General features: G+C 56.6%; 27 protein-coding genes, 1 tRNA gene and 4 pseudogenes. 17 read left to right on the plus strand and 15 right to left on the minus strand.

The genetic code is table 11. The annotated features are described in order from the left end of the window. Nucleotides 1-356 precede the first annotated feature (356 nt). On the plus strand, nt 357-578 hold the full coding sequence (locus tag M0808_RS24655) for a hypothetical protein (protein WP_098968507.1): 222 nt from the start codon (nt 357-359) through the stop codon (nt 576-578). A 162-nt stretch (nt 579-740) separates the two neighbouring features. After that, nucleotides 741-2,867, plus strand: a complete 2,127-nt coding sequence (locus tag M0808_RS24660) for a TonB-dependent siderophore receptor (protein WP_247842703.1) — start codon at nt 741-743, stop codon at nt 2,865-2,867. A 67-nt stretch (nt 2,868-2,934) separates the two neighbouring features. Here the strand turns inward: M0808_RS24660 and M0808_RS24665 are convergent, their stop codons facing one another. Next, on the minus strand, nt 2,935-3,474 hold the full coding sequence (locus M0808_RS24665; RefSeq protein WP_027613840.1) for a GAF domain-containing protein: 540 nt from the start codon (nt 3,472-3,474) through the stop codon (nt 2,935-2,937). A gap of 217 nt (nt 3,475-3,691) precedes the next feature. Between M0808_RS24665 and M0808_RS24670 the strand changes: the two genes are divergently transcribed. Further along, nucleotides 3,692-3,922 carry a hypothetical protein gene (locus M0808_RS24670; protein ID WP_027613841.1) on the plus strand — a complete coding sequence of 77 codons (231 nt, stop codon included), beginning with the start codon at nt 3,692-3,694 and terminating at the stop codon, nt 3,920-3,922. Nucleotides 3,923-4,005: 83 nt separating this feature from the next. After that, a complete protein-coding gene (locus M0808_RS24675; protein WP_027613842.1) occupies nt 4,006-4,245 on the plus strand; it encodes a hypothetical protein in 240 nt (79 codons plus the stop codon). Between the two features lie 19 nt (nt 4,246-4,264). Here the strand turns inward: M0808_RS24675 and M0808_RS28600 are convergent. Further along, a pseudogene (locus M0808_RS28600) lies at nt 4,265-4,409 on the minus strand (LysR family transcriptional regulator); the annotation flags it as partial. A gap of 215 nt (nt 4,410-4,624) precedes the next feature. On the opposite strand from M0808_RS28600, the gene M0808_RS24680 reads away from it, so the two are divergent. Further along, on the plus strand, nt 4,625-5,047 hold the full coding sequence (locus M0808_RS24680) for a hypothetical protein (RefSeq protein ID WP_247842704.1): 423 nt from the start codon (nt 4,625-4,627) through the stop codon (nt 5,045-5,047). 680 nt (nt 5,048-5,727) lie between these two features. Then, entirely contained in the window at nt 5,728-6,177 is a 450-nt protein-coding gene (locus M0808_RS24685) for a hypothetical protein (protein WP_247842705.1), read from the plus strand. Nucleotides 6,178-6,359: 182 nt separating this feature from the next. Here M0808_RS24685 and M0808_RS24690 read toward each other — a convergent pair whose 3' ends face one another. Together M0808_RS24690 and M0808_RS24695 are read right to left on the minus strand one after the other, a co-directional pair. Continuing rightward, on the minus strand, nt 6,360-6,650 hold the full coding sequence (locus M0808_RS24690; RefSeq protein ID WP_247842706.1) for a hypothetical protein: 291 nt from the start codon (nt 6,648-6,650) through the stop codon (nt 6,360-6,362). A 225-nt stretch (nt 6,651-6,875) separates the two neighbouring features. Further along, nucleotides 6,876-6,989 (minus strand): annotated as a pseudogene (locus M0808_RS24695) (FAD-dependent oxidoreductase); the annotation flags it as partial. A gap of 183 nt (nt 6,990-7,172) precedes the next feature. On the opposite strand from M0808_RS24695, the pseudogene M0808_RS24700 reads away from it, so the two are divergent. The 6 genes and pseudogenes from M0808_RS24700 to M0808_RS24725 all read left to right on the plus strand — a co-directional run. Continuing rightward, a pseudogene (locus M0808_RS24700) lies at nt 7,173-7,461 on the plus strand (TolC family protein); the annotation flags it as partial. Nucleotides 7,462-7,497: 36 nt separating this feature from the next. Beyond that, a complete protein-coding gene (locus M0808_RS24705; protein WP_150370648.1) occupies nt 7,498-8,040 on the plus strand; it encodes a redoxin domain-containing protein in 543 nt (180 codons plus the stop codon). Between the two features lie 11 nt (nt 8,041-8,051). Beyond that, nucleotides 8,052-8,591, plus strand: coding sequence for a thioredoxin domain-containing protein (locus M0808_RS24710; protein ID WP_103367061.1), 540 nt, complete (start codon nt 8,052-8,054; stop codon nt 8,589-8,591). Between the two features lie 98 nt (nt 8,592-8,689). After that, nucleotides 8,690-9,826, plus strand: a complete 1,137-nt coding sequence (locus M0808_RS24715; protein WP_247842707.1) for a low temperature requirement protein A — start codon at nt 8,690-8,692, stop codon at nt 9,824-9,826. A gap of 191 nt (nt 9,827-10,017) precedes the next feature. After that, nucleotides 10,018-10,320 (plus strand): antibiotic biosynthesis monooxygenase, encoded by a 303-nt coding sequence (locus M0808_RS24720; RefSeq protein ID WP_247842708.1) that lies wholly within the window; start codon nt 10,018-10,020, stop codon nt 10,318-10,320. Nucleotides 10,321-10,513: 193 nt separating this feature from the next. Then, nucleotides 10,514-10,696 (plus strand): annotated as a pseudogene (locus M0808_RS24725) (potassium transporter); the annotation flags it as partial. A gap of 38 nt (nt 10,697-10,734) precedes the next feature. Here the strand turns inward: M0808_RS24725 and M0808_RS24730 are convergent. The 6 genes from M0808_RS24730 to M0808_RS24755 all read right to left on the minus strand — a co-directional run bounded on the left by M0808_RS24730 (nt 10,735) and on the right by M0808_RS24755 (nt 14,559). Next, entirely contained in the window at nt 10,735-11,718 is a 984-nt protein-coding gene (locus M0808_RS24730) for an LLM class oxidoreductase (protein ID WP_247842709.1), read from the minus strand. Nucleotides 11,719-12,299: 581 nt separating this feature from the next. Next, nucleotides 12,300-12,554 (minus strand): hypothetical protein, encoded by a 255-nt coding sequence (locus M0808_RS24735; RefSeq protein WP_247842740.1) that lies wholly within the window; start codon nt 12,552-12,554, stop codon nt 12,300-12,302. Then, nucleotides 12,551-13,096 (minus strand): NADAR family protein, encoded by a 546-nt coding sequence (locus M0808_RS24740; RefSeq protein WP_150368138.1) that lies wholly within the window; start codon nt 13,094-13,096, stop codon nt 12,551-12,553. Before M0808_RS24740 ends, M0808_RS24735 begins: the two co-directional genes overlap by 4 nt. A gap of 11 nt (nt 13,097-13,107) precedes the next feature. Further along, nucleotides 13,108-13,908, minus strand: coding sequence for an enhanced serine sensitivity protein SseB (sseB, locus tag M0808_RS24745; RefSeq protein ID WP_247842710.1), 801 nt, complete (start codon nt 13,906-13,908; stop codon nt 13,108-13,110). Nucleotides 13,909-14,072: 164 nt separating this feature from the next. Beyond that, nucleotides 14,073-14,294: a hypothetical protein gene (locus tag M0808_RS24750; RefSeq protein ID WP_247842711.1), complete on the minus strand. Its 222-nt coding sequence runs from the start codon at nt 14,292-14,294 to the stop codon at nt 14,073-14,075. A 177-nt stretch (nt 14,295-14,471) separates the two neighbouring features. Then, nucleotides 14,472-14,559, minus strand: a tRNA-Ser gene (locus M0808_RS24755). Between the two features lie 123 nt (nt 14,560-14,682). On the opposite strand from M0808_RS24755, the gene M0808_RS24760 reads away from it, so the two are divergent. Together M0808_RS24760 and M0808_RS24765 are read left to right on the plus strand one after the other, a co-directional pair. Continuing rightward, on the plus strand, nt 14,683-15,354 hold the full coding sequence (locus tag M0808_RS24760; protein WP_027613775.1) for a Bax inhibitor-1/YccA family protein: 672 nt from the start codon (nt 14,683-14,685) through the stop codon (nt 15,352-15,354). 419 nt (nt 15,355-15,773) lie between these two features. Then, a complete protein-coding gene (locus M0808_RS24765; protein ID WP_247842712.1) occupies nt 15,774-17,132 on the plus strand; it encodes a hypothetical protein in 1,359 nt (452 codons plus the stop codon). Nucleotides 17,133-17,175: 43 nt separating this feature from the next. On the opposite strand, the gene M0808_RS24770 is transcribed toward M0808_RS24765, so the two are convergent. Both M0808_RS24770 and M0808_RS24775 read right to left on the minus strand, forming a co-directional pair. Then, nucleotides 17,176-17,502, minus strand: a complete 327-nt coding sequence (locus tag M0808_RS24770) for a YceK/YidQ family lipoprotein (RefSeq protein WP_027613773.1) — start codon at nt 17,500-17,502, stop codon at nt 17,176-17,178. A 60-nt stretch (nt 17,503-17,562) separates the two neighbouring features. Continuing rightward, nucleotides 17,563-18,000 (minus strand): Lrp/AsnC family transcriptional regulator, encoded by a 438-nt coding sequence (locus tag M0808_RS24775; RefSeq protein ID WP_027613772.1) that lies wholly within the window; start codon nt 17,998-18,000, stop codon nt 17,563-17,565. Nucleotides 18,001-18,150: 150 nt separating this feature from the next. On the opposite strand from M0808_RS24775, the gene M0808_RS24780 reads away from it, so the two are divergent. Continuing rightward, nucleotides 18,151-19,047 carry a DMT family transporter gene (locus M0808_RS24780; protein ID WP_247842713.1) on the plus strand — a complete coding sequence of 299 codons (897 nt, stop codon included), beginning with the start codon at nt 18,151-18,153 and terminating at the stop codon, nt 19,045-19,047. Here M0808_RS24780 and M0808_RS24785 read toward each other — a convergent pair. The 3 genes from M0808_RS24785 to M0808_RS24795 all read right to left on the minus strand — a co-directional run bounded on the left by M0808_RS24785 (nt 19,034) and on the right by M0808_RS24795 (nt 23,715). Beyond that, nucleotides 19,034-20,923, minus strand: coding sequence for an acyltransferase family protein (locus M0808_RS24785; protein WP_247842714.1), 1,890 nt, complete (start codon nt 20,921-20,923; stop codon nt 19,034-19,036). The two genes, M0808_RS24780 and M0808_RS24785, sit on opposite strands and share 14 nt — an antisense overlap. 79 nt (nt 20,924-21,002) lie before the next feature. Then, nucleotides 21,003-22,043 carry an FUSC family protein gene (locus M0808_RS24790; RefSeq protein ID WP_247842737.1) on the minus strand — a complete coding sequence of 347 codons (1,041 nt, stop codon included), beginning with the start codon at nt 22,041-22,043 and terminating at the stop codon, nt 21,003-21,005. A gap of 46 nt (nt 22,044-22,089) precedes the next feature. Beyond that, entirely contained in the window at nt 22,090-23,715 is a 1,626-nt protein-coding gene (locus M0808_RS24795; RefSeq protein ID WP_027613768.1) for an NADP-dependent glyceraldehyde-3-phosphate dehydrogenase, read from the minus strand. Between the two features lie 372 nt (nt 23,716-24,087). Here M0808_RS24795 and M0808_RS24800 point away from each other — a divergent pair, with 372 nt between their 5' ends. After that, nucleotides 24,088-24,441, plus strand: a complete 354-nt coding sequence (locus M0808_RS24800; RefSeq protein ID WP_139054499.1) for a c-type cytochrome — start codon at nt 24,088-24,090, stop codon at nt 24,439-24,441. 76 nt (nt 24,442-24,517) lie between these two features. Continuing rightward, nucleotides 24,518-25,846 (plus strand): D-arabinono-1,4-lactone oxidase, encoded by a 1,329-nt coding sequence (locus tag M0808_RS24805; protein ID WP_247842738.1) that lies wholly within the window; start codon nt 24,518-24,520, stop codon nt 25,844-25,846. Nucleotides 25,847-25,909 lie beyond the last annotated feature (63 nt).

Here is a 25,909-nt window from a genome sequence, read left to right on the forward strand (position 1 = left end):
TAGATCGCCGTCAGGCTGACTTTCATGCCGGGCGGGAACCCGCTGGGTGTCTTTTGATGGCGGACACCCAAACTGGCGACTGAATTGCGACGGGCTTTCGTAGCCCACTCGATAGCAGGCACTCGCCCCATCCAGCCCTTCGCCGAGCTCGCAGCCCGCGCTATCTCGGATGATTTGCGCCAGAAAACGGACAAGATCCGCGTCACGGTGGCGTGCCCGGGCGTCGTCGAGCCCGACTGGCCGCTTCATTTATCGAGGCCGCAACGAAAACCATCCGTCGCGCCATCAGTAGCCGCCGCTGAACACTCCAGAACCGCAGCCCTCTACCGACTTACAAGTCACCCGGGGTAATGACCATGAGCGACGATGGGAAAGAGCAGGCGTTGGCCGCCTGGCGAAAATTACTGGAAGAGCCAGCGATCCGTATGGACGCCGAGGATCAATACGACGAGTTGCTGAAAATGGCCGATAGCATGGAACAGCAAAGGCTGATTACAGCAACTGAATGGCGCCAGTTGGTGCGCAAGGCCGGGGCGAGGTTCGTCCAGGCGACCGAGGGGCTTTCGGGCGGAACATAAACATTCGCGGGGCAGGGTGCAGAGCGACGGTGTCTCCCTTACCAGGGATAACGCCGTTAATGGGAATATGTATTAATTGCGAATAATTTTGTATAGCATGCGCGGGAGTTTTTTGGCGGATTCACCCCCTGCATTGGCCTATTCGTAAAGGTTTCCCCCTCCATGCGTCGAACCCTGCTTTCCATTTGTGTGCTGCAAGCATTGTCGCCTGCCTCATGGGCTGATCAAACGGGGGCATCACCCTCAACGCTGGAGCTGGACGCAACCGATGTCATCGGTACGGCGAATTACGAAAGGGCGGACGGCCCGGTGCAGGGTTATCGCGCGACGCGCTCGGCCAGCGCCACGCGTACCGACACCTCGATCCATGAAACTGCGCAATCGATCAGTGTCGTCTCGAAGGATGCGGTCGAAGATCTGGGCGCCACCCGATTGCAGGACGCGCTGGACTACGCCGGCGGCGTGGGGCGGGCGAACAACTTTGGTGGTCAGGGCCTGACCACGTTTACCGTGCGTGGCTTCACCACCGGCGAGTTCTATCGCAACGGTTTCCCGATCAACCGCGGCTATCCGAACATGCCGGATGCCAACACAATCGAACGCCTCGAAGTGCTGCGCGGCCCGGCCACCATGCTCTACGGTCGGGGTGATCCTGGCGGCACCTTCAACGTGGTGTCCAAGCAGCCGTTGCCTGAAAGCAGCGTCACCCTGAGCAGCCAACTCAACGATCAGGGCATGAAACGCGGCACGCTGGACGCTTCCGGCCCGCTCGACGAAGAAGGGCGTCTGGCCTATCGCTTGAACGTTGTGGGCGAGGGCGGCGACACTTTCCGCGATCATGTCGAAACCGAGCGCTACGGCATCGCACCGGTGCTCACCTGGCAGGCAACCGACGCGACCAAGCTGATTTTCGAAGGCGATTTCATGCGCAACAACGCGCCTCTGGATCGCGGCCTTACCCGTTACGCGAAGCAGACCGGAACCGCCTCGCGCGACAGTTTTTTCGGCGAAAAAGACGCTGGCAAACTGCATAACGACAACAACATGGCGCAAATGCGTTTCGAGCACATGCTCAATGACGACTGGACCCTGGGCGGCGGTTTCCAGTGGCTCGACGGTTCGCTCAAGGGCAACGCAATCGAGGCCAATGGCATTGCCGATGACGGCCGCACCCTCGGGCGCAATTTCAACTACCGCAAGCTGGAGTGGACCGACAAGGATACCCAGCTCAATCTGACCGGGCATTTCGCTACCGCGGGTTTGCAGCACACGTTGCTCACCGGCATCGAGTACGAGGATTACGACTACAAGTCGATCATCCAGCGCTCCAGCGGCGCTGTCGGTGCGTACCCGATCGACATCTTCGACCCGGTCTACGGCCAGCCGCGCCCGGCGCTCACCCGCACGCCGACGCACGACAAGGAAAACCTCAAGACGTATGCCGCGTTCGTGCAGGATCAGGTGGCGTTGACCGATAAACTCAAGGTGTTGACCGGGGCGCGTTTCGAGCGCTTCGAACATGACTACGAAACTTACGTGCCCGGTGGCAAGAGCTGGCAGGCCAGTGACAACGCGGTGACTCCGCGCATCGGCGTGACCTATGACCTGACCGAGACATTGGCGATCTATGCCGACACGGCGCGCTCTTTCAAGCCGAACACCGGCGCCAGTCGCCAGGGCGGAGGGTTCGAGCCAGAGAAGGGCAAGTCCTATGAAATGGGGATCAAGTGGGAAGCGCTGGATCAGCAGTTGAGCGTCGACGCGGCGATCTATCAGATCGAAAAACGTAACGTGCTGACCACCGACCCGGTTGACTCGACCTTCAGCGTTGCGGCCGGCGAGGTGCGCAGCCGTGGATTCGACGTCAACGTGGCCGGCAACCTGACGCCCGAATGGCGGGTGATGGGTGGCTACGCCTATGTCGATGCCGAAGTGACCAAGGACAATGTGCTGCGCTCTGGCACGCGGCTGATGAACATCCCGAAGAACAGCTTCAGCCTGCTGAACATGTATGAGTTCCAGGACGGCACCTTCAAGGGACTGGGCCTGGGCACTGGCCTCAAGTACGTCGACGAGCGCGCCGGCCAAACCGCCAACACCGCGTTTTCGATGGGCAGCTATACCGTTGTCGACTTGCTCAGCTTCTACAAGATCAATGACAAGGTGCGGCTTAATCTCGACGTGCAAAACCTGTTCGACCGTGATTATGAAGAGGGCGCATTCGGCAACGTCTATGCCTACCCGGGGGCGCCGCGAACCGTGCAGGTCGGCGTTTCCTACACTTTGTAGCAGGGTGGAGCAAAATTCTCACAGGCCACAAATGAAACAGCCCTGAATATTCAGGGCTGTTTCTTGTTTATCCGATAACGCTTGAAACGTTCTTGCTGTAGCCGCTGCCGGCCTCCGTCAGATTCGCGTAAAAGATACAGCCGATCAGTCTCGCGAACAGGCCTAACGTATCCGCCAGATCCGGGTCGTCGAAAATCACCGCCCTGGAGTCCAACGCACACAGCGCGCCCCAAAGTTGTCCGTCAGGAAGGAAAATGGGCGCGCCTGCGTAGCTTTCAATCAAATATTGCTTCACCACGGGGCGTGTGGAAAACCTGCCGTCGCGACTTATCTGCGGCACGAAAAGCACCTGAGGGTCTCTGCGAAACTCACTGCACAGCGTGGTTTCCAATTCCAGCGTGTCGCCGGAGTTGATCCCAAGCTCGATCGGATCGTAGGCGGAACAGACGATCCAGTCAGTCTCGGTGAATTTCGCGATCGCCGCGAACCGCGTCCCGGTCATGCGTGTAACAAGCTGCAGAATATTGGTTGTAGCTTCAATTTCAGCGATAGAGGAACGTTCCTCTGCGCTTAGCAACGCTCTGTCAATGGTGTCACTGAGGGGCATGCATTGTTCTCCGGTCATGATTTTTTAAGTTGGCGACTGCTAAACGCTTTTGAAACTGCCCGTTTTGATACTAAACAAAATGGATTCGTTCACATCAAAGGTTCCTGATGGCTGCAATAGCGAAGCGTCATTGGCGTGCGGCTTGAGGCGCCGTTATCGGCGGCGTAGCCTTGATCTCATAAATGTTGGATGTCGCATTGAATGAAAGGTGAGGAAAGTGGAAGGCGTAGTGTTGAGCGAAAAGATGCAACGTGAAGCTGATCGGCTCCTGGCGCAGATTGTCCGGGCAGACTCGATGATCATCGCCGTGAAGGCGGGGGCTCGTGCGGATGGCTTCGTGCTTGGGCTGGAAACCAGCGAGGTTCTGCGTGCCGGCGATGCTGAAAAGCTGTACGTGATTTTTGAAGCGGCTTTGGTCGAGCGGCTGAAAACGCTTTCTCGCAGTTGAGCTGCAGAACATTTATCCGCTTGAACTAACGATTGACCGGTAAGTCAGGGTAGTTATCTGCCACTCTGATTTTGAGGTTATTAATGCGCAATTACACCATCGAGTACCTGTTCAACGGCGAGTCCCGTACGCATCAACTCGCGTTGCAGCAGTCGAAGCTCTCCATTCACGACGCTGCCATGCATCTGCTGGAACTGCATTTTGGGGATGCTGAGAACAGTCTGATCATGCCAACAGCTGACTCGACTGCTGAAGAGATACTGGAGCAGGCCAGTCTGGTGGGTATTACGCAAATCGACGTGAAGGATGCAGGCGCTGACTGATTTCTTCTTCGCTCGCCCCCGGCCCCTGCGCGATGCCCAATCCTGCGTTGACGATACTCACGTATACACTCAGGCGAGTTGACACGCAGTCGTTCGGAAATCGGGACATCAGCATCCTTGAACCCCCAGTTGGTTCCAGTGGACAGGAGGGTATAACTGAGGCAGGCGGCGAAGGCGTCCCAGGCCATGGCCGCGCTGTTGAAGGAGATCGCTATTGGTTTGATTGCTACAAAAAAGCGAGTTTGCTTGTGAGTGGCGGCTAATGGCCGATCTGTGGCGTTCGTGGAGGGCAGAAAACGGCCAAGAGCTGCCCATCAGTTGCGTCGACTGCTACTCTCTGCGGTCTCTGGACTCAGTGCTGCTTATAACGTGAGACTTTATGAATAACCAACTCGCCATTTTGATCAGCGACTACCAAGCAAGTGTTGGCTCCGCTGTGGACATGATGCATCGGTCTGGTATTCCGCGGCCCTTGACCAATATGGATTGGGTGGGCACTGACATTCCTCAGCGCGGAGAGTTAGAAGGCGGAGTTCGTTACTTCAAGCACGGCTATGGCTGCGCGGTTAGTCTCCCCACAGGTACAGTAGACTTTGACTTTGGGGCTCATGGTGAGGTCGGTGGCTTCGACGCGTGGCGACTTGCTAGTTTCGCAGGTGACAAGTTGTCGGGATACGGTTTTGCTGATGAGGATGCACTCACAGAGTGCTTCAAAGCGGAAGTTGCTGCCGGTTCTCTAGTGTATTCCGGGTACATTCTCTACTACGTAGCGGACGACACCTCACAATTTCTGTCGAAATAGTCCGTTCTATCCGTGCATTAAGTTCTCACTACAGGGCGCCTGCCTGGATCTGCCATTTTCGGCCACCTACCACCGCCAGGTTTGGCCGATTAATCCCGTTCCGACAGGCAAAAATCGACCCAAAGCGGACAATACGGAGAACCTATGTACACAGTGACCGTCGTTAGCGAACGGCCCGACTTCAGATGTTTTCTGGATTTGCTCTATGGCCCTGGGCGAAACGTAGACACGGATGGTGATTCATACCCTGTGAACAGCCGCTCTTGGACATACCTGTATGTGAAGGACAGAGAGAGCGATGACCCTTACATCGAAATCCATGCGAGCGAGGTAGATGTCTCAAGGTTTACCGTGCAGTCCAACTCGTCGAGGCTGGAGGCCCTGGCTGCGTTGTACTTGTACCTGACCTGTGGTGGGTCAATCTCCTCTTCAGATCAGGCACTTGATAAAGCCGCCATCGAAATGTTGTGCGACAGATATTCCGTTGAGCTCTGCCGAGCCCATGGATCTATTTGGCATCAGTCGGCAGATAACGCGCCTTACTCACAGTAGTGAACGACGACTTTCGACCCAAAGCTGACGGTGGCGACAGACAAAAATCGGCCAGAAGTGGTCATCGAGTATCAACAAAAGCTGAGGCAATTCAGGTAGGCTTCTAAGCACTGATTCGAGGAGCCAGCATGCGTATCACCCAAGATTTACGCGCAAACGAAATCCTCAGGCTTGAGCATCTCTTGGAGGGTTTCAACTATTCAGTCTGGGTTAACACCTACGGGCCCTTCGACCTAAATAGAACGCTCCAAGAGCAACTCGCTCATTGTACTGGTAACGAAGTGATCATTGGCGGGCAGTCCTGCGTGACTGCAAGCGAGGCACGCGGCGAGGTTGCCGAGCAACTGCTGCACGTCGGGGATGGCGGTTACGGCCCACTTGACCTAAATGCTAAGCGCTCCGAAATCCTTAGTCTTCTTGAAGACCTATTCGTGCATGTGCGCCTCGACCATGCAAGCACCATAACCTCATTTTGGCTAACCAAAGGCCATCCGTCATCCCCGGTGTTCTGGGACTTCGCTTTCGATATTCAGAATGGTGGGAAAAGATGGATTTTGATGGGCAGTAGCAGTGACTAGGCCGGGAAAGCCAAGCTTTCTAATGATCTCGCCGCGCGTGCTGTTATGACTGCTTTGGTTCGGCTGCGGCCCTTCGCGACAGGCAGAAATCGGCCAGAAGCAGCCGCTCATTGATAACCGTTTCCAACATGGTGGTTGTCTACATGCGTGCGGACTGACATTAACCAAGCGCCATGAAATGACTAGAGCTTCGATGCCTGAATGGCTGCTTCAAGCAATGGTCCTGTGATTTTTCTTTCGTTGTAATCACCGACGAAGTAATTGATTCGATTAGCCAGGCACTGAATGGATAACCAGCCCAGGCCGTGGTAGTCACGCAACTCCTCGGCGTTCAGCTTGATCAGACATTCGTAACTTACGAAAGACGCTTCACATTCGACGAGAATATAAACAGCGCCGTCCTCCGCTTTGAGAAGATGCCAGTAGTCGTCCGTTATGTGGTATGCCGCAGGTGCGATCTGAACCAAATCCATGTTTTTTCCGCAGGTTATTTTCGATTTCTGACCATGACATGGCTGCGAATGAATGATTCTACATGGTTGTTTCTTGCCGGAAACTGCCGCTCACGGCCGGCCGCTTCCGGCCAAAAGCGGTCAGTGACAATATTCGCAAAGGCTACCGCTCAGCTTCCCGAAGACCGATCTCGACTATTCGTTAGGTACAGCACCATCGCTGCACGAGCCGCATCTTTGATTACCTTCAGCCTCAACCAAGGTGATATTCGCGCCTTTATCAGCCAGGTGATACGCCAGCGAAGCGCCCACGATGCCGGCACTGATGACAACGACTCGTTTGCCCAGAGCATTTCTCATATCAACCTTTATTCTGTCGACCTGAAGGCGGTTCATTGTCTGCCACTGGTCGATTTCTGCTTGTCGTAACGGGCAGCAGTTGTCGTCCAGAAAGCAGATGTAGATTTGTCTGAAGTTGCGAAATAGCTGACAAAATCATCGTGTTAAAACGCCGCCTGAAATGGCAGCAAGATAAGCGCGTGAGTGTTGTTGGCACTGGAGGGTTCCGAAAATTCGTTCAGCTACTACGGCAAGCGTCATCAACGACTATAGTCATTGGTGAGCCAGAGCGAATCTGACCATTCCCCTGCCAACCTGGCCTAATCCAATTCCGCGATTACACGGCGGATCTTCTTGTGTTCCTTAATGCGGAACGTCAACGTTTCGCTGCCGAAATCACTCAGGCTCAGGCTGAGTTCGAGGCAGCGTTGTCTTTTTTGAACCCCTTGATGGTGGATGGAGTTATCCCGCCGGGCACGTCGCATCCCACTGAGCACGTCCCAACCACCCATCTATCAAGGTTCAAGCAATGAATATTTTAGAGTTCGATGATGCACAAAAAACCAATGGCGACCTGGTTCAGGGTCCGCTGCCGGCCGGTACTGTCGCGCCCGACTTCACTCTTCACGCAACCCCTGATCAACAGTTGTCGCTGCGTGAGCTAAAGGGAAATCCTGTGATATTGGCGTTTTATCCCGCTGACTGGACTTCGGTGTGTGGTGACCAACTGACCTTGTACAACCAGTTGTTACCCACCTTCAGAGAATACGGTGCGGTGCTATTGGGTATCTCGGTTGACAGCGCCTGGTGTCATCAGGCCTTTGCCAAAGATCGAAATTTCCACTTCAGCCTGCTGGCCGATTTCGAGCCCAAAGGGGCGGTGGCACGACAGTATGGAGCGTACGAGTCCCAGCTCGGAGTTTGTAAGAGGGCACTGTTCGTGATTGACAAGGAGGGGGTGGTCGCCTGGAGCTACATCTCACCAATGGCAATCAACCCTGGGGCGGACGGCATTCTGGATGCGCTGGATGCTCTGGCGAATTCACCACAAAGCACGCCAACCAAAAATTAACAGGTGATTACATGGCCACTCTCAAAGTCCCGGTAAGTGCCAACGACCATCGCCAGGGAAGTGCGCATGCCAAGGTCACCTTGGTGGAATTTGGTGACTATGAATGTCCTTATTGCGGTGAAGCGTATTGGATGGTCAAGAATCTGCAACAGCATTTTCGCGATGACTTGCTGTTTGTGTTCCGTAACTTCCCTCTGACCACCGCTCACCCCCATGCATTGGGTGCAGCGGTCACCGCTGAGTATGCCGGGAGTCGAGGATTCTTCTGGGAGGCCCACGACGAATTGTACGAAAATCAGGATCGATTGGGCCTGCCGCTGTATCGCGCCATCGTTCTCAAACACGGCCTTTCCAGGGAGGAATTCGATCTTGCAATGCAAGAGGATACTTACATTCCCAAAATACAAGCCGATTTCAATGGCGGTGTACGCAGCGGCGTGAATGGCACCCCAGCGTTTTACATTGACGGGCTTCGCTATGACGGGGTCCCAGAGTTCAACGAGATGAGTCAGATGATTGAGCTTCTGTTAGTGCGCGGACGAAATCGCTAAATTGCGACATCGGCCCGGCATCACCCACACCAGAGCCGAGGGCAAACCAGCGTTAGCTTCCTTCTACATTAAAGAGGTGTACACGGAGCCGGCAGCTAATGAAATCTTTGAAATATTATGAAAAAAATCGACATGCAACATGGTTGGAGTTGTTTTTTGACCTGACTTTCGTTGTTACGATTGGCCAGGTTACGCACACTCTCGGACATGTTCATGAAGGCCACTTTGAACATAAGCAACTATGGACATTCTTACTGCTTTTTGTACCGTTGTGGTGGATCTGGTCCAGTCACACGATTTACTCCAACAGGTTTGATACAGACAGCAATCTTCACCGTTTGGCAACATTATTCATAATGCTCCTGCTCATTGTGCTATCGGCACGGATCGGGGAAAACCTGGAAGTGAACTACCCGCTTATTATTGCCTGCTATTTTGGTATACGTGCGATCATCAGTGTTATGTATATTTCGTCCATTAGTAAACTCGATTCTCGCGGCGAACTTTCCTCAAGGCTCGGCTTCGCCCTATTAGTTAGCGCAGTTATTAGCCTTTCATCCGTTATTTTTGACCCGCCCTTGCGTTACCTTATTGCTTATATTGGGATTGTTCTTGATATTCTGTTTCCTGTATTTTTCTGGACTAAATTAAAGCCGTTGCCAGCACACACAGAGCACTTGGTTGAGCGCATAGGCCTACTCACCCTAATCTTATTGGGGGAGTCAATTATTAGCCTTTCCGGAGGCTTATCTAACATTCAATGGGGTTATTACAATGTGATGGCGGCCATCACCGGATTCATCATGATCTGCAGTATCTGGTGGATCTATTTTGATAGTTTTTACCTGCTGAGCAAAAATCACAGCAGTATGAGTGGGCACGCCTTGATCTACTCGCACCTTTTTCTTTTTATGGGGTTGGCGCTTCTGGCAAATTTGATCAGGCATGCGATCCTGAATGACATTGCGATGCGCGATTTCCAGATTATGTCGATCACCGGCATGGTCTTGTTTTTCCTGGGGAAGCAATATGGCTATATTCATAGCTGTGAGTCGAATAAGGAAATACATACTGCAAAACACCTTGATCGTGTTTTCTTTAGGTGGGTTAGTTATATTTCTACCGCGTGTCGAGTACATATTGGTCGGCTTGACAGTCACCATGATCTGTTATGTTCTCCTGAATTTCAGATATCGTTGAGTCTTGATTATCAGGCCACAGCTCGGGAAAAGTGATCAAGCGGCTGGTCTGCGGTTTGCGCGCTGCCTACTACGTCATTCTCAGTGTCCGAGCGACATGCGACGCTACCCTTGGTCTCTTTGGGTTTGTAATCGTGGTGTCGTCGACCATAGTTAACAGCCGGATGCCCCTTTTAGCTATTGCGACCAGATAGCACCAGCCGCATCGTAACAACAGGAGCCACGTCATGGTCAAAGTAGCGTTGTTCGTTCGTCTGGAAGCAAAACCTGGGAAAGAGAAAGAGGTGGAGCGCTTTCTCTTGAGCGGCCTTCCTTTAGTGGAGGAGGAGCCAGCCACTACAGCCTGGTTTGGAATCCGCTGGGGGCCGTCTACCTTTGGCATCTTTGACGCATTCCCGGATGAAGCGGGCCGGCAGGCTCATCTTTCGGGCAAGGTCGCGGCGGCGCTTATGGCAAATGCTGCCGAGCTGTTTGCCGAACCTCCATCAATCGAGAAGGTTGACGTCCTTGCGGCCAAGCTGCCCGGTTAAGCAAATCCAACAGGAAGTTCCATTCAGTTCGGGGAGGCCCAGGATGTATTTTGTGAAAATCAGGATAGCCTGGGCCTGCTGCTGTTCCGGGCGGTGATCAATCAAAACACCTGTATTGAAGATAAAAGTCATGGCTAAAGTGCCGTGTCAAGGATTCATACCATGCTCGCGCGCTCGGTTAAGTGAAAGGATACGCGCGCAAATCGTGTCCATGGACGGCGTGGAAGCCGCACAGAATCTGCAAGGCAACGTGCTCATCACGGGTTTAGGCTGGGTAGGGTAGATTGTTTGCCGGGCACCGGTCGCTCATGGCGCGAAGATCTCCATCAGTGATATAGAACCGGAGGTCATCCGCGCCGTGACACCTTATGGTTTCGTCAAGTGAGCATTCGTCGGCGTAGCAGTGACCGATGTTCAATGAGCTGCCTGACGCGGCTGCACTCCGAACTGCGCAACGATGTGCGTACCCAATTCCTCGATAACCTCCGCCGCAGGGCGCTTGCCATATTTGAGATTGAGAATGACGTGGTCCACGCCGATTTCCTCAAGCGACTCCAGCAAAAACCGTAGATGGTAACGTCCCAGTCTGAAACCCAAATGGATACGTGTGGGTGGCGTGGACGGATTCTCATCGAGATCGATGTACAGCGACTGAGTAAAGGGCTTGTACACAGAGCCACATTGCCTGGTGACCTCCAATCGCCAATCTTCCACGACCAGCCGCTGCATATTCGGAATGCGTGGATAGTTGATCCATCCGTTGCTCTCACGCGCGATCCAATCCAGTGACTGGCGACTGTTGCCGGTCACGAGCATTGGAATGAATTGGGTGGTAGGTTTCGGAATCAGGTCTGCGCCTTGCATTTCACCAGTGCTCCAGTGGATGGGCTCAAAACTGGTGCTGTGGGCGCGGCGAATCACTTCGTAGTGTTCTCGAAAGATCTCTCCACGCCTTTCGGGATCGACGCCAAACGCCGAAAACTCCACTGGCCGATCTCCCGAAGCAACCCCCAGAATCAAGCGACCAGTGCTCAACTGATCGACGCTGGCTGACGCCTTGGCCGTGTGCAGGGGATGGTGCAGCGGGATGGCGATGGAGGCGGTGCCAAGTGCAATCTCCGAGGTATGGGCGGCCATATAACCCAGGTAAACCCAGGGGTCGAAGACTTGGCCGACATCGCCGAAGCCAGGGTCGCGAAGCGGCACGTCGCGAAACCAGAGCGCGCAGAAGCCCAGCGCCTCGGCTTGTTTAGCCAGTGTGACCTGGTTGAGCATGCTCGGAGTGTCCCCGTCGAACGCCTCCATGGGAAAGAATAATCCAAGGCTCAAATGCCCCTGAGTGAAGGTTCGGCTGAACCCTCGATGCTGCTGGTAAGGAATCGTGCTCGGCCGATACATACGGATTGACCTCATGGCAGAACGTGAACAGCGCCCCCGTTTCCAGAGGTGCTGCGGCATCGGTCGCTTTTGAACGGCAGGTGGGGGGACTGGATCTGGCTTTTACCCGTTGCGCCGTACTGCTGGTCATGTGGACCGGATTCAAGGGCCAGTTACTGGCGATAGGCGCGGGTCGGTCCGGGTGGGTGTTAAGTGGACGGTCAAAGGAAGTCAGATCTCTCGGCTCTATACCACCAGATGGGCAAGGCGTTCGAGGAATCATTCTATAAGCGTAGGCGGTTTTGCAGCTCTCCGCCATATTCTTACAATCGAGCCGCTGCCGGGCGAAAGTTGCGTATCGAAGACAGTTATCGGTCGTTTCCTGCCATTCCAGAACGGCCGCTATTGGCCGAATGCGGTCGCTCCTGAGCGGCAGCCAGCGGCCCAGAGTGTGTAAAACATTCATGGACTTCATCGTCGTCGAGCAGTGACATTTGCTGACCGAGAGATCGCACGGTCATGTCACGCGCCATATCGTTCGTAGCCTGGAACACGCCAACGCTGTTTTTACAGCCTCTGGAATGGGCCGAAATTAGCCTTTTTCAGGCCATTAGCGCTTCCATCAAGCCGTAGGCACCGATGATTTTCATGACCCGTTTCAAGTTGTAGGCGAGAACATTCAAGTTCATCAGCGCACTCACTCCGGCCAGCTTTCGCGTCAGGAACTGCGTCCGCCCCCATTCATTGTTAGAGCGTCCCGAAGGAAAAGCGAGCATGAGAGGGCGGTCGCGTAAGTTGCCCGGCTTCTGTGCGGTACGCCCGTCGCGGTGTTCGCCACTGCGACGTGGGCGAATCATGTTTCGTCGCGGACCTGCATCAGCGCGAACCCCAGCAGATTCAGACCTTGCCACAGGTTGGGGTTATTCGCGTTTACGTGATCCTGGGCGAGTCCGATGCCCCAGATGCTGTCAACCGGGCTGGCCTCAACGATGATGCGAGAACCGGTATTCTTGAGGAATGCGTTCAACTCCGGGTTTTGCGAGAACTTGGCCTGGTTGGCCCGGACGACAATTGCATACCGTTGTTGCAACCAATCGTGTTCGTTGAATCCACGCACGTTGCGGCCAAGCGCCTTGGCCGCGTTGGGCGTAGGCGCCGTTAGCACTTGAGCGCGAATGTCCTGATCGCCGAACAAGGCTGCTTTCTCTGCCATCATGAAATGTTCGGCAGTCGCGTAGCGTTGCCCGTCGACAACAAATTCGGCTTCGAACCACTGGCTGAAGCACGAAGCGCTGACTCCGTGCCTGCTTCGCTGGTGTCCCCAGAAAAAGACATAGTTCAGCTCCTCTCCAGCGTTGAAGCGGGAGCGGAGGTCTTCCAGATATTTGGAGTCGTGCAATTGGACTTCCTTCATACTTTGTCAAAACCAAACAATGAACGCAGCCAGCCTGCCGACTTCCGTTCATAGAAGGGCGTGGTTTGCTTGAGCAAGTAATCGCTAAGGCCTGAATCTGCGTCATGAACGCGGTACAGGTCAACGGGTTCGCCATCCGGAGCCAAGTCCGCGGCAACGCTGCCCGCTTCGCGCATGACCTGTTCAAAATCGCCGTCCGCTTCGATCCCGATGATCAGATGAGGCTTTTGGTCAGACGAAGCGTCATGCATCAATGCCAGAAACGCGCGCTTCACATTGCGATGTCTGGCGAGTAGTTGCTTGAGCGAATGGACCATCTTCGAGGGATATTGCGACGGCTGCCCGAGCAGTACCTGAGTGTCCCTTTCGACCGTGCGCTGCACCGGTCCCTGGCCGATCTCATCGGAGAGCAGGTAGCGCACTTCCTCGGGGAAAAACTCTTTCCCGTAGGGAGACTTCGGATTGAGGAAAAGAGGAGTGCCCAGCGTGATTTCAAACAGCGATCTGGCCGGGATCTCTATATAGGACTCCTCGCTGTTTATGGATCTTCGTAGTGTATGCAACGAAGTGAAAAACGGGATGACAGCGGAGCCGTCGGGCTTTTGCCAGTGCGCAATGCTGATGTTGCTGCCTGCCTCAAGGTTGACTTGCCCTTCGCCAGTGCCGGCGGTGCCTAGGACGTAGATTTCCGAATTCAGCAGCGTCTTGAAAAAATCAGGTCGGTGGGCGGGTTCATCCGCCGCCAGTCTGAGTGACTTTTCGAGGGTGTTTTCTTGCTGGCTATCCATGATGTCCATCGGCCGTTCCATCAATGCAGGCAAAAAGTGGGTGACAAAGAACGCGCAGTTTTTCACGCTGCTGTGAAAACAGGAAGAACTGAAGCCTGATAAATCTGCCGCATCAGGAAGGCAACACCGCGTGATGACGCCGAGCCGCGTGGAAAGAATGCTCTACCTCGCCTTCAGTTCATTTGCGCACCGTAGAAGTGGTTGAGCAGTATCAACTCAATCACAGCTACAAAAACGCACAGCACGAGAAAGCCAGGACTGAAGACGCGCTTGCGGCCGGATGAGCTTATATCCATCCAGTTAGCGCCGGAATCGCCGGAAGTCAGCAGCAGAAACATTACCCAGGCACAAGCCCAAACTTTGCCCCAGAAACCAGCATTTCTGAAAGAAGTCATCCGGGTTTTTCCGTATGCCGTTTAATTCGGCAGATCTTTATTTGCTGGTTAAGCTTGGCGGGAGGGCATTTACGCCTCCCAGAGAATGCTTCCGTGCCAAACGAGACGGCCGATTGATTTCCTCAACCCCCAGAAACGACAAAGCCCTGAATAATCAGGGCTTTGTCGTACATAAGATGGCGGAGGCGATGGGATTCGAACTCATGGACCTGTTACAGTCGACGGTTTTCAAGACCGTTGCCTTAAACCACTCGGCCACACCTCCGTTTGCGTTGCGGGCGCCATAATACCTGAATGAAACACACTGTCAAACTCTGTGCATGGCTTGTTACAGAGCGTCTGTTATGATCTTTGCCACTGAACGTTTCAAACCAACAGGAGTGTCGCCATGCGCGAACAGGATTACGCAGTTCACAACAGCGTGCAGGCTGAGCAGCTAGAGGTTAGCCGCGTCCTGCGCAACACTTACGGTCTACTGGCGCTCACCCTCGCATTCAGCGGTGTGATGGCTTTCGTGGCCCAGCAGATGCGCGTCGGCTATCCGAACATTTTCGTGGTGCTGATCGGTTTCTACGGGCTGTTCTTCCTCACCAACAAACTCCGTGATTCTGCGTGGGGCCTGGTGTCCGCCTTTGCGCTGACCGGTTTCATGGGTTTCCTGCTCGGCCCGATCCTCAACCGTTACCTGGGCATGCAGGGCGGCGCAGAAGTGGTCAGTTCGGCATTCGCCATGACCGCACTGGTGTTCGGTGGTCTGTCGGCCTATGTGCTGATCACCCGCAAGGACATGAGCTTCCTCGGTGGTTTCATCACCGCCGGTTTCTTCGTGTTGCTGGGTGCAACGCTGGCGAGCATGTTCTTCCAGATCAGCGGCCTGCAACTGGCGATCAGCGCCGGTTTCGTGCTGTTCTCGTCGGTGTGCATTCTGTTCCAGACCAGTGCGATCATCCACGGTGGCGAGCGCAACTACATCATGGCAACCATTAGCCTGTATGTATCGATCTACAACCTGTTCATCAGCTTGTTGCAGATCTTCGGCATCATGAGCCGCGACGACTGATCGCTGTTTGTGAATCAACAAAAAACCCGCTTCGGCGGGTTTTTTGTTGCCCGTGCGAAAGCGTAGTGGCCTTTCGCCGACATTTTTTCAAGAAATCATGGCGCCTTTATGGAATTGGCCTACACCTAAGACAAGGAAGAACGGCAGGCGGTCGACAGGAGTCGGCATGCAGTAACACCTTCTACAGCCCCCGCATCCCATGTTTCTTCTTCTGTTCAAGCCCGCAGCTTCGCCCGGGTTGTCGTATTCGTTCATCCGGAAAACAGGAGGTCCTCCAAACCAGCCTACCCAGATTCAACCGTGAGTTGCTCTCGGCCCGCAAGCCGAGTCCCTGATTATCAAAAAAATAATGGAGGCCCTGGTGGTCGGACTCGATTCATGGGTCGCTGCAGGCGTTGTCCCAATCAAGGAGATCATCGATGAACCAGTCCCAAGGAAAGTGTGCCGTATTGGCTATCACGACAGCACTGTTCAGTGCCTCGACTCTTGCCGGTGTCTACCCCGATTTTGGCTATCAGCCACCCGCCAGCCAATATTCAGGCCCGTTGTTCGAACTCAGCCAGAGTTACCCGACCCAAGCTTCCCAAGGAGCGCTGCCGGACTTTTTCAAAAAACTTCCGGCCAAACCCGACAACAACTTTGAAACCTGGCGTGCCTACATGGAGGAGGTGAAGCACTATTGCCTGGAAGGCAATGTCGAGGTCGATTGGAATGTACAGAAGAACAAGCTGCGTCAGTGGTACCACATGCCTTGGCAGCACTATGGCCCGCTGGGGCGTGAAGGTATTCATGGTCTGACCAAGGAAGCGCAGATTCCGGTCAAACAACTGGCACAGACGCAGATCGCCAGTGGCCAGACCTACGCCGTGGGCATTTACAACGACATTGGCGCCTACACCATTGGCGAGGTCTGGAAAGATCCGAACAACCCGGATCCTGGCTTCACTTCGCAACCCAAAAGCTTTGCCAATGGCACCGTAGTCTGCAAGGCATTGTTTGCCGATATTGATCGCACCACCGTACCGTTCCTCGTCAACCCGGTGTTGTGGCAAGGCTATATCACTGAAACTTTCACGTCCGCAAATCGCAAGATCAAAGATGTTGCGCTCATTCAGATGGACATCGCCGTGCGTGATACCCGTATGAGCGACACAGGCTGGATTTTCGGCACCTTCCAGTACAACGGGGCTAAAACCGGCAAACCCGGTTGGGACAATCTCGTTCCGGTCGGGATCATGTGGGGTAACGATCCGAAAGAAACCGGCAATGACTTCACCAATCCGACGCCGACTGAAACCAGAATCAACCCGGCATTGCAGCAGACGGCAATCAACGCCAACACCAAAGAACTGCCGCCCACCCACCTGGGCTGGAACGGTCGCCTCAACGGGCCTGTAGACAACCCCAACAGTTCCTGCCTGAGCTGCCACGCCACGGGTGAGTCGCCACAGGTGGCGATCATGAATCCCACCTTCCAGCCCAAGGACAAAATACCGAGCCCGGGTTCTGCGGAATGGATGAAGTGGTTCCAGAATATTCCGGCGGGTCATCCGTTCACGCCAGGGACCAAGAGCACGGACTACAGTCTGCAACTGTCAGGCGGTCTGGTTAATTATTTCGAATGGAAATGTGACATGAGCGGGATCTACGCCGATGGCAAGAACGCCTGCGCCAAGGTTCAGAACCTCAAGTTGAAAATGCTCAAGACAGGCGACGACAATTCGCAGCCTCAGCAAAAAGTCATGCGTGACCCAAGCTTGCAGCAATTGCTCGAGTAAAGTGCAGCAGCCTCCAGACGTCTCGGCGTCTGGAGGTTTTCAATCAGTTGATCACGATGCTGCCATCGGCCTGTTGCTTGTAAATCGTGTAGGGCAGCAAGAATGTGTCCAGCACACCTGAGACTGCTGCATCGACCACCAGGCCAAGGGAGGCGTTGTTGTAATTGAACGCGTCGACGTCATCCGGCTTTTCGGCGTGCAGCATGCAGAAGTCGTAGGTTGCACCGCTGTAAATGCGCGGAACAGCGCCGCAGTAGCTCTTCTTGGTCTTCAGCTGGTCCACAGAAGCTTTGTCGCTGAGCACAACGGTCTGCACCGTCCCGCACCCGCCGAGCATCAACACTGTCAGCATCACTGCCTGAATTCTCATTACCGCCCAATCCTTTCGCCGGGAAAACCTCAATCTACGCCGAACAGGCGCAGAAAGCATTCACGCCATCGGCGGCAAACGGCGTTTGACCGGGGTTTTCTTGACGATCGCGGTGTTGGTTTCGGCCAGCGTGTTGAGGCGGTCGAGCAGGGTGTCCAGCTGTTCCATCGAGCGCACATGCAGGCGGGCGATGAAGCAGTCCTCGCCGGTGACTTTGTCGCACTCGGTGAACTCCGGGATCGACATGATTTGACGTTCCACCTCCTGCAATTGCCCCGGCAGTGGTCGCACCCGGACGATGGCCTGGAGTTGATAACCAAAGCATTTGGGGTCGATCTCGACGGTATAGCCCTTGAGCACGCCGCGCTCCTCCAGGCGGCGCAGGCGTTCGGCCACGCTGGGTGAGGACAGGCCGCTGATTTGCGCCAATGCCTTGAGCGAGCGACGCGAGTCGTCCATCAAGGCGCTGATGAGGATCTGGTCGATATCGTCGGTCATGGGGCAACTCCGGTATTAGGCATTTAAGGGAAACTACCCACGATAAAAAAGGCAGAAATCGAGTTTAGCCTGCTTTTTGCGCTGGAGGCGCTCATGGTCGGCTTGGCATACTTTTGCCACGCTTTCGTCAAACGCTTAGGGAGATCGATGATGGACAACACAATACGCCGTGGTTCATTGGAAATGACCGCCGCCATGCTGATTTCCGGGACCATCGGCTGGTTCGTGCTGGTGTCCGGGCAACCGGTGCTGGATGTGGTGTTCTGGCGCTGCGTGTTCGGCGCCGGCACCTTGCTGCTGATATGCGCGGCGTTCGGCTTCTTGCGTCCGGGCATCCTGACCCGCACCACGTTCCTGCTCGCGGTGCTCAGTGGGGTGGCGATTGTCGGCAACTGGGTGTTGTTGTTCGGCTCGTATTCCCGCGCCTCGATTGCCATCGGCACAGCGGTCTACAACGTGCAGCCGTTCATGCTGGTCGGTTTGGCGGCGCTGTTTCTCGGCGAGAAAATCACCTTGCAAAAGCTGTTCTGGCTGGCGATTTCCTTTCTCGGCATGCTGGCGATCGTCAGTGCCCATGGCGGGCAGGGCGAGGGCGGTAGCGAATATCTGCTGGGGATTGCGCTGGCGTTGGGGGCGGCGTTGCTCTACGCGATGGCGGCGCTGATCATCAAGCGTCTGACCGGTACGCCGCCGCATCTGATCGCGCTGATAAAGGTCTGCACCGGAGTGCTGTTGCTCGCGCCGTTCGCGCACTTCAACGGCCTGCCGCAAACCAACGGAGCCTGGGCCAGTCTGGTGACGCTGGGCATCGTCCACACTGGCCTGATGTACGTGCTGCTGTACGGCGCGATCCAGAAACTGCCGACTGCCCTGACCGGTGCGCTGTCCTTCATCTACCCGATTGCGGCGATTTTCGTCGACTGGTTCGCCTTCGGCCATCGCCTGCAGATCCTGCAATGGATCGGGGTGGCAGCAATTCTGCTGGCCGCCGCCGGGATGCAACAGGGCTGGGGCCTGAAAGCCCGGCGCCAGCTCAAATCGGTTTGATCAGATCCTTGAACAGGCCTTTGAGCTGTTGATTGCCGGCATCCACCAGATGATTGTCGTCAAAGTACAGCGGCACGCCGTCCATGGAACCCATGCAGTTGCCGTCGGGGCACAGGTACGGCGTCGGGTCGATCACCGTCGCGTTGCAGCGGCTGGCGGCGGCTTCGATGGTTGCGATGGCGATGCGGTTGCGCTTCTCATAGACCTGCAACGGCAAGGAAATGTCTGTGTTTTGCCGGAACAATCGCTGATTCAGGTTCAAGCCCTTGTAGACGCTGAAAGGCATCTCCGGGATCGGTTTGACGATATACACCGGATGGTTTTCAGCGATCGAGCAGACTGTGCTGACGTATTCTTCGGTATACGCTTCGGCAAACGTGGCCTGGCGCTCGGGAAAGGAAATCCGGTAGCTGTTTTCCCGGCCCGAATCCGCATACAGCGCTGCACGGCTGAACAGCACCACCGGCACGCCGGCGTACGCGGTTTTCAGTTGTTGCAGCTTTTCCTGATTGAAGCCCCGGCACTGGCTTTCGACGGTCTTGTCGTGCATGGCGAAGTGCGCCAGGGTCGGGCAACCGCCCCGTGACCACGACAGCGCCGCTTGCGGGTTGTGCATTTGCACCGCTGCTGCGGTGGATTGCGCATGACTGTCGCCATACAGAATTACCGACACATCACCCGTGCCCAGTTTGCAATCCGCCGCCGCATAGGCATTCGGGTAGCACTCCTGCGGATACAGCTTGCTGGTGTATTCCGGCTGGCCGAGTTCGACCAGTGCCGGGCGCCAGTCGGGGTGTTGCTTGACCAGCGACGACGTCGTTGCCGACACGGCTACCACCGCTACCGTCAGTGACGCGAACTTGATCACTGTTCGAGTAGCGCTCGTACCTTTCTTCACCTTCGATTCCACCAGGTAGAACGACAGGGTGCCGAGGGCGAACGAGGCGATGATTGCGCCGATCACGTGCGGCCAGCTGCTCAACAGCCCGCACAGGTAAAGCAGTACCACCAGCGGCCAATGCCACAGGTACACCGAGTAGGAAATGCTCCCGACAAATTGCAGCGCAGGATTGCCGCTGAACATCGACCGGGTGTTGGCGTGAATCACCAGCATCGTCCCCAGCACCGGCACCAGTGCCAGGTAGCCCGGCCACAGATCCGCCTCAGAAAAAACCAGCACGCTGACGGCAATCGCCAGCAAGCCGAATCCTTCGCAAATCGCGCCGCCGCGCTGGCTCAATCGTAGGGGAAACAGAAAAACCAGCCCGCCAGCGATCATTTCCCAGGCGCGGGTGGGCAGCATGTAGAAAGCGAACGTCGGGTTGACGCGGGTCACGACGATGGACGCCAGCAGCGAAATCAGCGCCACGGCCAGCAAGGCAAAGCGGGTTTTATCGGTGCCGAAGAACCGGTGCAGCCCAATGATCAGCACGGGGTAAAGCAGGTAGAACTGCCATTCGACCGACAGCGACCAGGTATGCAGCAACCAGTTTTCATGCAGCGGCGCCGCGAAGTAATTGCCGCTTTGGGCAAAGCTGAAGTTCGAGCTGAACAGCAGACTGCTCTTGATCGTACGGATGGTTTCGCGCAAGTCATCCAGCGGCAGATAAAAGTAGCCGAAGATCAGCAGCGCAACGCACAGGACCAGCAGGGCGGGAATGATGCGGCGGGCGCGGGAGGCGTAGAAACCGAGGAGGGAAAAGTTCTGCTGCTGCACGCCATTGACGATGATGCCGGTCATCAGGAAGCCGGAGATGACGAAGAACACGTCTACGCCGACGAATCCGCCTTCAAACCCTGGCACCTTGAAATGAAACAGCACGACCGAAAGCACGGCCAGTGCCCGCAGGGCGTTGATACTCTTCCTGAATTGCATTTATGCGTCCATGTCACATCCATTGTGCGGCGCATTGTAGTGATGATGTCGGCTTTGTTACATGGTTTTTTCCGCTGATTCAGATGTTCCAGCGCGGCGCCGTCATCGCCAGGCGTTGGCGCAGTTCGCCAATGTTCGCGGCCAGTTGTCGGGTCAGCAACCGGTAACCGTCCAGCGTGCTGTAGACCGGTGTGTCGAGGCTCGCGTCAGGCAATTCCAGCGGGCGCTGCAGGCGTTGCGTGGCGCCAGACTTCAAGGCCCGGGCCATGCCGATCAGTTGCACGCGGATCACCCGGTGCTCGGCCTGCAGCGCCGATTGCAGATGCGCCATGGCTTCGGGGTCGTTGGCATCCGGGCGGGTGTTGCCGAGGATTTCCAGGGTACTGACGCACATGCGCAGGTTGCGCTGAATCGCGTCCAGCTCGGTCATGGAAATCTTCACTTCCTTGGACACTGAAGGCATCAGCGAGCGCAGTTGCACCATCACCGCGGTCACCCGGCCCATCAGCTTCAGATGTTCATCGGCGCTGACCGGTTGGCCGCTGATGATCCGCCCGTACAACGTGGCGCAGTCGCGCAAGGCATCGGCCAGGTTGTAGCGCCACGAATACACGGCGTACAGCGGCAGGGCGAAGGAAAATGCCAGGGCCAGGGCGATGCCGATCAGAATGTCGACCCCGCGCCATAAGCCATCGGTGATCGGGTTGTCGCCATGCCCGGCGACAATGAATACGGTGATTGCCGAGAGCAGGGCGGTGTACCCGCCCTTGCCGATCGCGTGATAGGAGAAGAACCCGCAGACCACCGCCATGGCAAAGTAGGTCAGCCACGGCAGGCCCAGCCATGCCTGTTGCGCCACCAGCAGCAGACCGACGCCGGCACCGATCAGGGTGCCGGTGGCGCGTTCGGCGGCTTTCTTGCCGATGTTGCCGTGGTGTTGCAGGCCGCCGATCACCACCAGCATGGTCACCGAAGCCCACTCGCCGTGGGGCAGGTTGATGCCGGTGGTCAGCAGGATGGTCGCCAGCAGCCCCAGCGCTACCCGCACCGCGTGAATCAATCGGGCGTGCTGGTAGCGGCGGTACGGGTCCAGCAACGGACGCAGGATTCGCCGCAGCAGCGGTGGCAGTCGTTGGGTGCTGAAGGTGCTCAGTGCAAAGTCCTCGTCAGAAGATGTAATCGGTGGTCAGGAAGCTCGAATCGCGGCCGCGAATGATTTCGCTGATCAGGTCCTTGTTGCTGTCCTGGAACTTGGTTGCCACCAGTGTGCGGATCGAAAACACCCGCAGGGCATCGTGTACCGACAGCGTGCCTTCGGCGGAGTTCTTGCGCCCGTTGAACGGGTAGGTGTCCGGGCCGCGCTGGCACTGGGCGTTGAGGTTGATCCGCCCGACCTGATTGGCGAAGGTATCGACCAGTCGGCCAATCGCCACCGGATTGGTGCCGAACAGGCTCAGTTGCTGACCGAAATCCGATTCCAGCACGTAGTCGATCACGGTATCGAGATGACGGTACGGCACGATCGGCACCACCGGGCCGAACTGTTCTTCGTTGTACACGCGCATCTGCGGCGTCACCGGGTACAGCACGGCCGGGTAGAAGAACGACTCGCGACTCTCGCCGCCGTTCGGGTTGACCACTTGCGCACCCTTGCTCTGCGCGTCGGCCACCAGACCGTGCAGGTAATCGACCTTGCCCGACTCCGGCAACGGCGTCAGCGCCACGCCGCTGTCCCACGGCATGCCCGGCTTGAGCGTGGCGAGTTTGGCGTTGAATTTTTCGATGAAGGCGTCGACCACGTCCTCGTGCACAAACAGGATCTTCAGCGCGGTGCAGCGCTGGCCGTTGAACGACAGCGAACCGGTGACCGCTTCGCTGACCGCATTGTCCAGATCGACTTCCGGCAGGACGATGCCGGGGTTCTTCGCATCCAGGCCCAGCGCGGCGCGCAAGCGGTGTGGTTTCGGGTGCAGTTTCTTCAGGTCACTGGCTGCCTTGTTGGTGCCGATGAAGGCGAAGATGTCGATCTTGCCGCTGGCCATCAGCGCGCTGACGGTTTCGCGGCCGCTGCCGTAGATCACGTTGATCACGCCGGTCGGGAAGCTGTCGCGGAACGCTTCGAGCAACGGGCGGATCAGCAACACGCCGAGCTTGGCCGGTTTGAACACCACGGTATTGCCCATGATCAGCGCCGGAATCAGCGTGGTGAAGGTTTCGTTCAGCGGATAGTTGTAAGGCCCCATGCACAGCGCCACGCCGAGCGGCACGCGGCGGATCTGGCCGAGGGTGTCCTGTTCCAGTTCGAAACGGCTGGAGCGGCGGTCGAGTTCTTTCAGTGCATTGATGGTGTCGACGATGTAATCGCAGGTGCGGTCGAACTCTTTTTCCGAGTCCTTGAGGTTCTTGCCGATCTCCCACATCAGCAGCTTGACCACGGCTTCGCGCTGCTGGCGCATCCGGCCGAGGAACGCTTCGACGTGCTGAATGCGCTCGGCCACGCGCATGGTCGGCCACAGGCCCTGACCGCGATCGTAGGCGCGCACGGCGGCGTCGAGGGCGGTGAGGGCGGTGTCGGCGTCGAGCAGCGGGGTGCTGCCGAGAATCACTTGTTCATCGCCGTTTTCGCCGTGCAGATACACCGGGCTGCGCACGGTGGCGAGTGGGCCGTCCCAGCGCCGCAGTTGGCCATCGACGAGGTATTCGCGTTGCTCGACCTGACCGTCGAGGCGGTATTTTTCCGGGATGTCGCTGACAGAAGGGAACAGATTGCCAAGGATGTTTGCTGTGGTCATGTCGCTACCCCGTGTTGATGTCCGTATACAGATCAAAAAGTCTTTACAGGTTATACGCCTGAATGCGCCGACATTTAAACCCGCCAATGTCACGCGAATGTCACGCAGAGAGGCGGAACAGAGCTCTGACTGGTTTATGAAATCCAATGTGGGAGCGGGCTTGCTCGCGAATGCGTCCTTTCAACTGACATCCTCATGGCTGACACACCGCATTCGCGAGCAAGCCCGCTCCCACAGTTGAATCGGGTTGCCTGAACACTCTCTACTGGCCCCGTTTGGCCCCATCGTTGTCCGGCAATGCCCTCAACCCGCTGCCGTGCCTGCCTTAAGGTGTGATCACAACAAAAAGCGATGCCACCCTCGAGGATCGTTATGCGGGCAATCCCACTCACTTTACTGCTGGCGCTGATGATGACGCTGTGCGGCTGCGACGAAAAATCCGCACCGCCGGCGACCACTCACAATGCTACTCCCACCGACCCGGCCCTGGCGCAGATCTACGCCAACAGCTGCCAGCTGTGCCACGCCAACCCGGCCGCCAATGCGCCGCTGACTGGCGATCGTCAAGCCTGGGAACCACGCATCCGCCAGGGCGCCGACACGCTGCTCGACCACGCCATCAACGGCTATAACGGCATGCCGCCAATGGGCCAGTGCGTCGAGTGCACCGAAGAGCAATTCCTGCAACTGATCGGCTTCATGGCCGACCAGCCCCTCCCACAATAAGGGCGCGCGCATGAGTATGGATCTGACACGGCGTCAGTTGTTGCAACGGGCAAGCATCGTCGGCGCGTTCAGTGCACTGGCGGCCAACCCCGCGCTGGGGCAATTGATGCGCGCCCCGCGACTGATTCCCTGGCGCAACTGGTCGGGCGGGCAGAGTTGCCTGCCGGCGGCGCGGCTGGCGCCGAAGAATCTTGATGAACTAAGCGCTGCGATTCGTCAGGCCCAGGGCAAGATCCGCCCGGTCGGTTCGGCGCATTCGTTCAGCGCACTGGTGCCCACCGACGGCACTTTGCTGTCGCTGAGCTACTTCACCGGGCTGCTCGACCACGATCCGAACACCCTGCAGGCCGAATTCGGCGCCGGCACGCCAATGTCGCGCATGGGCGTGCCGCTGAAGGACGTCGGCCAAGCGCTGCAGAACATGGCCGATATCGATTACCAGACTCTCGCCGGGGCAATTTCCACCTCGACCCACGGCACCGGGAAAACCTTTCAGTCGTACTCGGCGCATGTCTGTGGCCTGCAACTGGTGACGGCCAATGGCGAGGTGCTGGAGTGCGACAGCCAGCGTCACCCTGAAGTATTCAACGCGGCTCGCGTTTCGCTCGGCGCTCTTGGCGTGGCCACCAGAATCCGTCTGCAAAATCGCCCGGCCTACCGCCTGTGCGAACGCCAGTGGATCGCCAAGACCGAAGAGCTGCTGGAAGACCTCGACAAGAACACCCGGGAAAACCAGCACTGGGAAATGCTCGTGGTCACCCATTCCGACTACGCGCTGTCCATCGCCCTCAACGAAACCAGCGTCCCGGCCACGCCGCCGATCCCGCCCGAAGAGGAGGGCGGCAATGAGTTCGTGACCCTGATCGAGAAGATCGACAAATACGGCAGCGACTTCCCCGAGCTGCGCCGCACGCTGCTCAACAGCCTGCGGCACCTGGCGAGTTTCGATGATCGGGTCGGCGACTCGTTCGACATCTACGCCAACGTGCGCACCGTGCGCTTCAACGAGATGGAATACTCGGTGCCCGCCGAACACGGCCCGGCCTGTCTGCGTGAAATCCTCAAGCTGATTCAGGACAAGGACCTGCGCACCTGGTTTCCTATCGAGTACCGCTACGTCAAGGCCGACGACATTCCGCTGAGCATGTTCGAAGGCCGCGACAGCTGTTCGATCTCGGTGCACCAGCATTACCAGATGGATCACCACAACTTCTTCGCCGCGGTCGAGCCGATCTTCTGGAAGTACAACGGCCGCCCGCACTGGGGCAAATTGCACACGCTCAACGCGAAGAATCTGCAACCGCTGTACCCGCGCTGGCGCGAGTTTGTCGACGTGCGTCAGGTGCTGGACCCGAGCGGACGCTTTCTCAATGCGCATCTGTCGTCGATTCTGGGGGTGAGCTGATGGCGGTCAATCGACGCAATTTTCTCCTCGGCACGCTGGGTGTCGGCGCTTTGTTAGTGGGCG

This window comes from Pseudomonas sp. MWU12-3103b (assembly GCF_023100615.1).
Classification (GTDB): Bacteria; Pseudomonadota; Gammaproteobacteria; order Pseudomonadales; family Pseudomonadaceae; genus Aquipseudomonas; species Aquipseudomonas putida_A.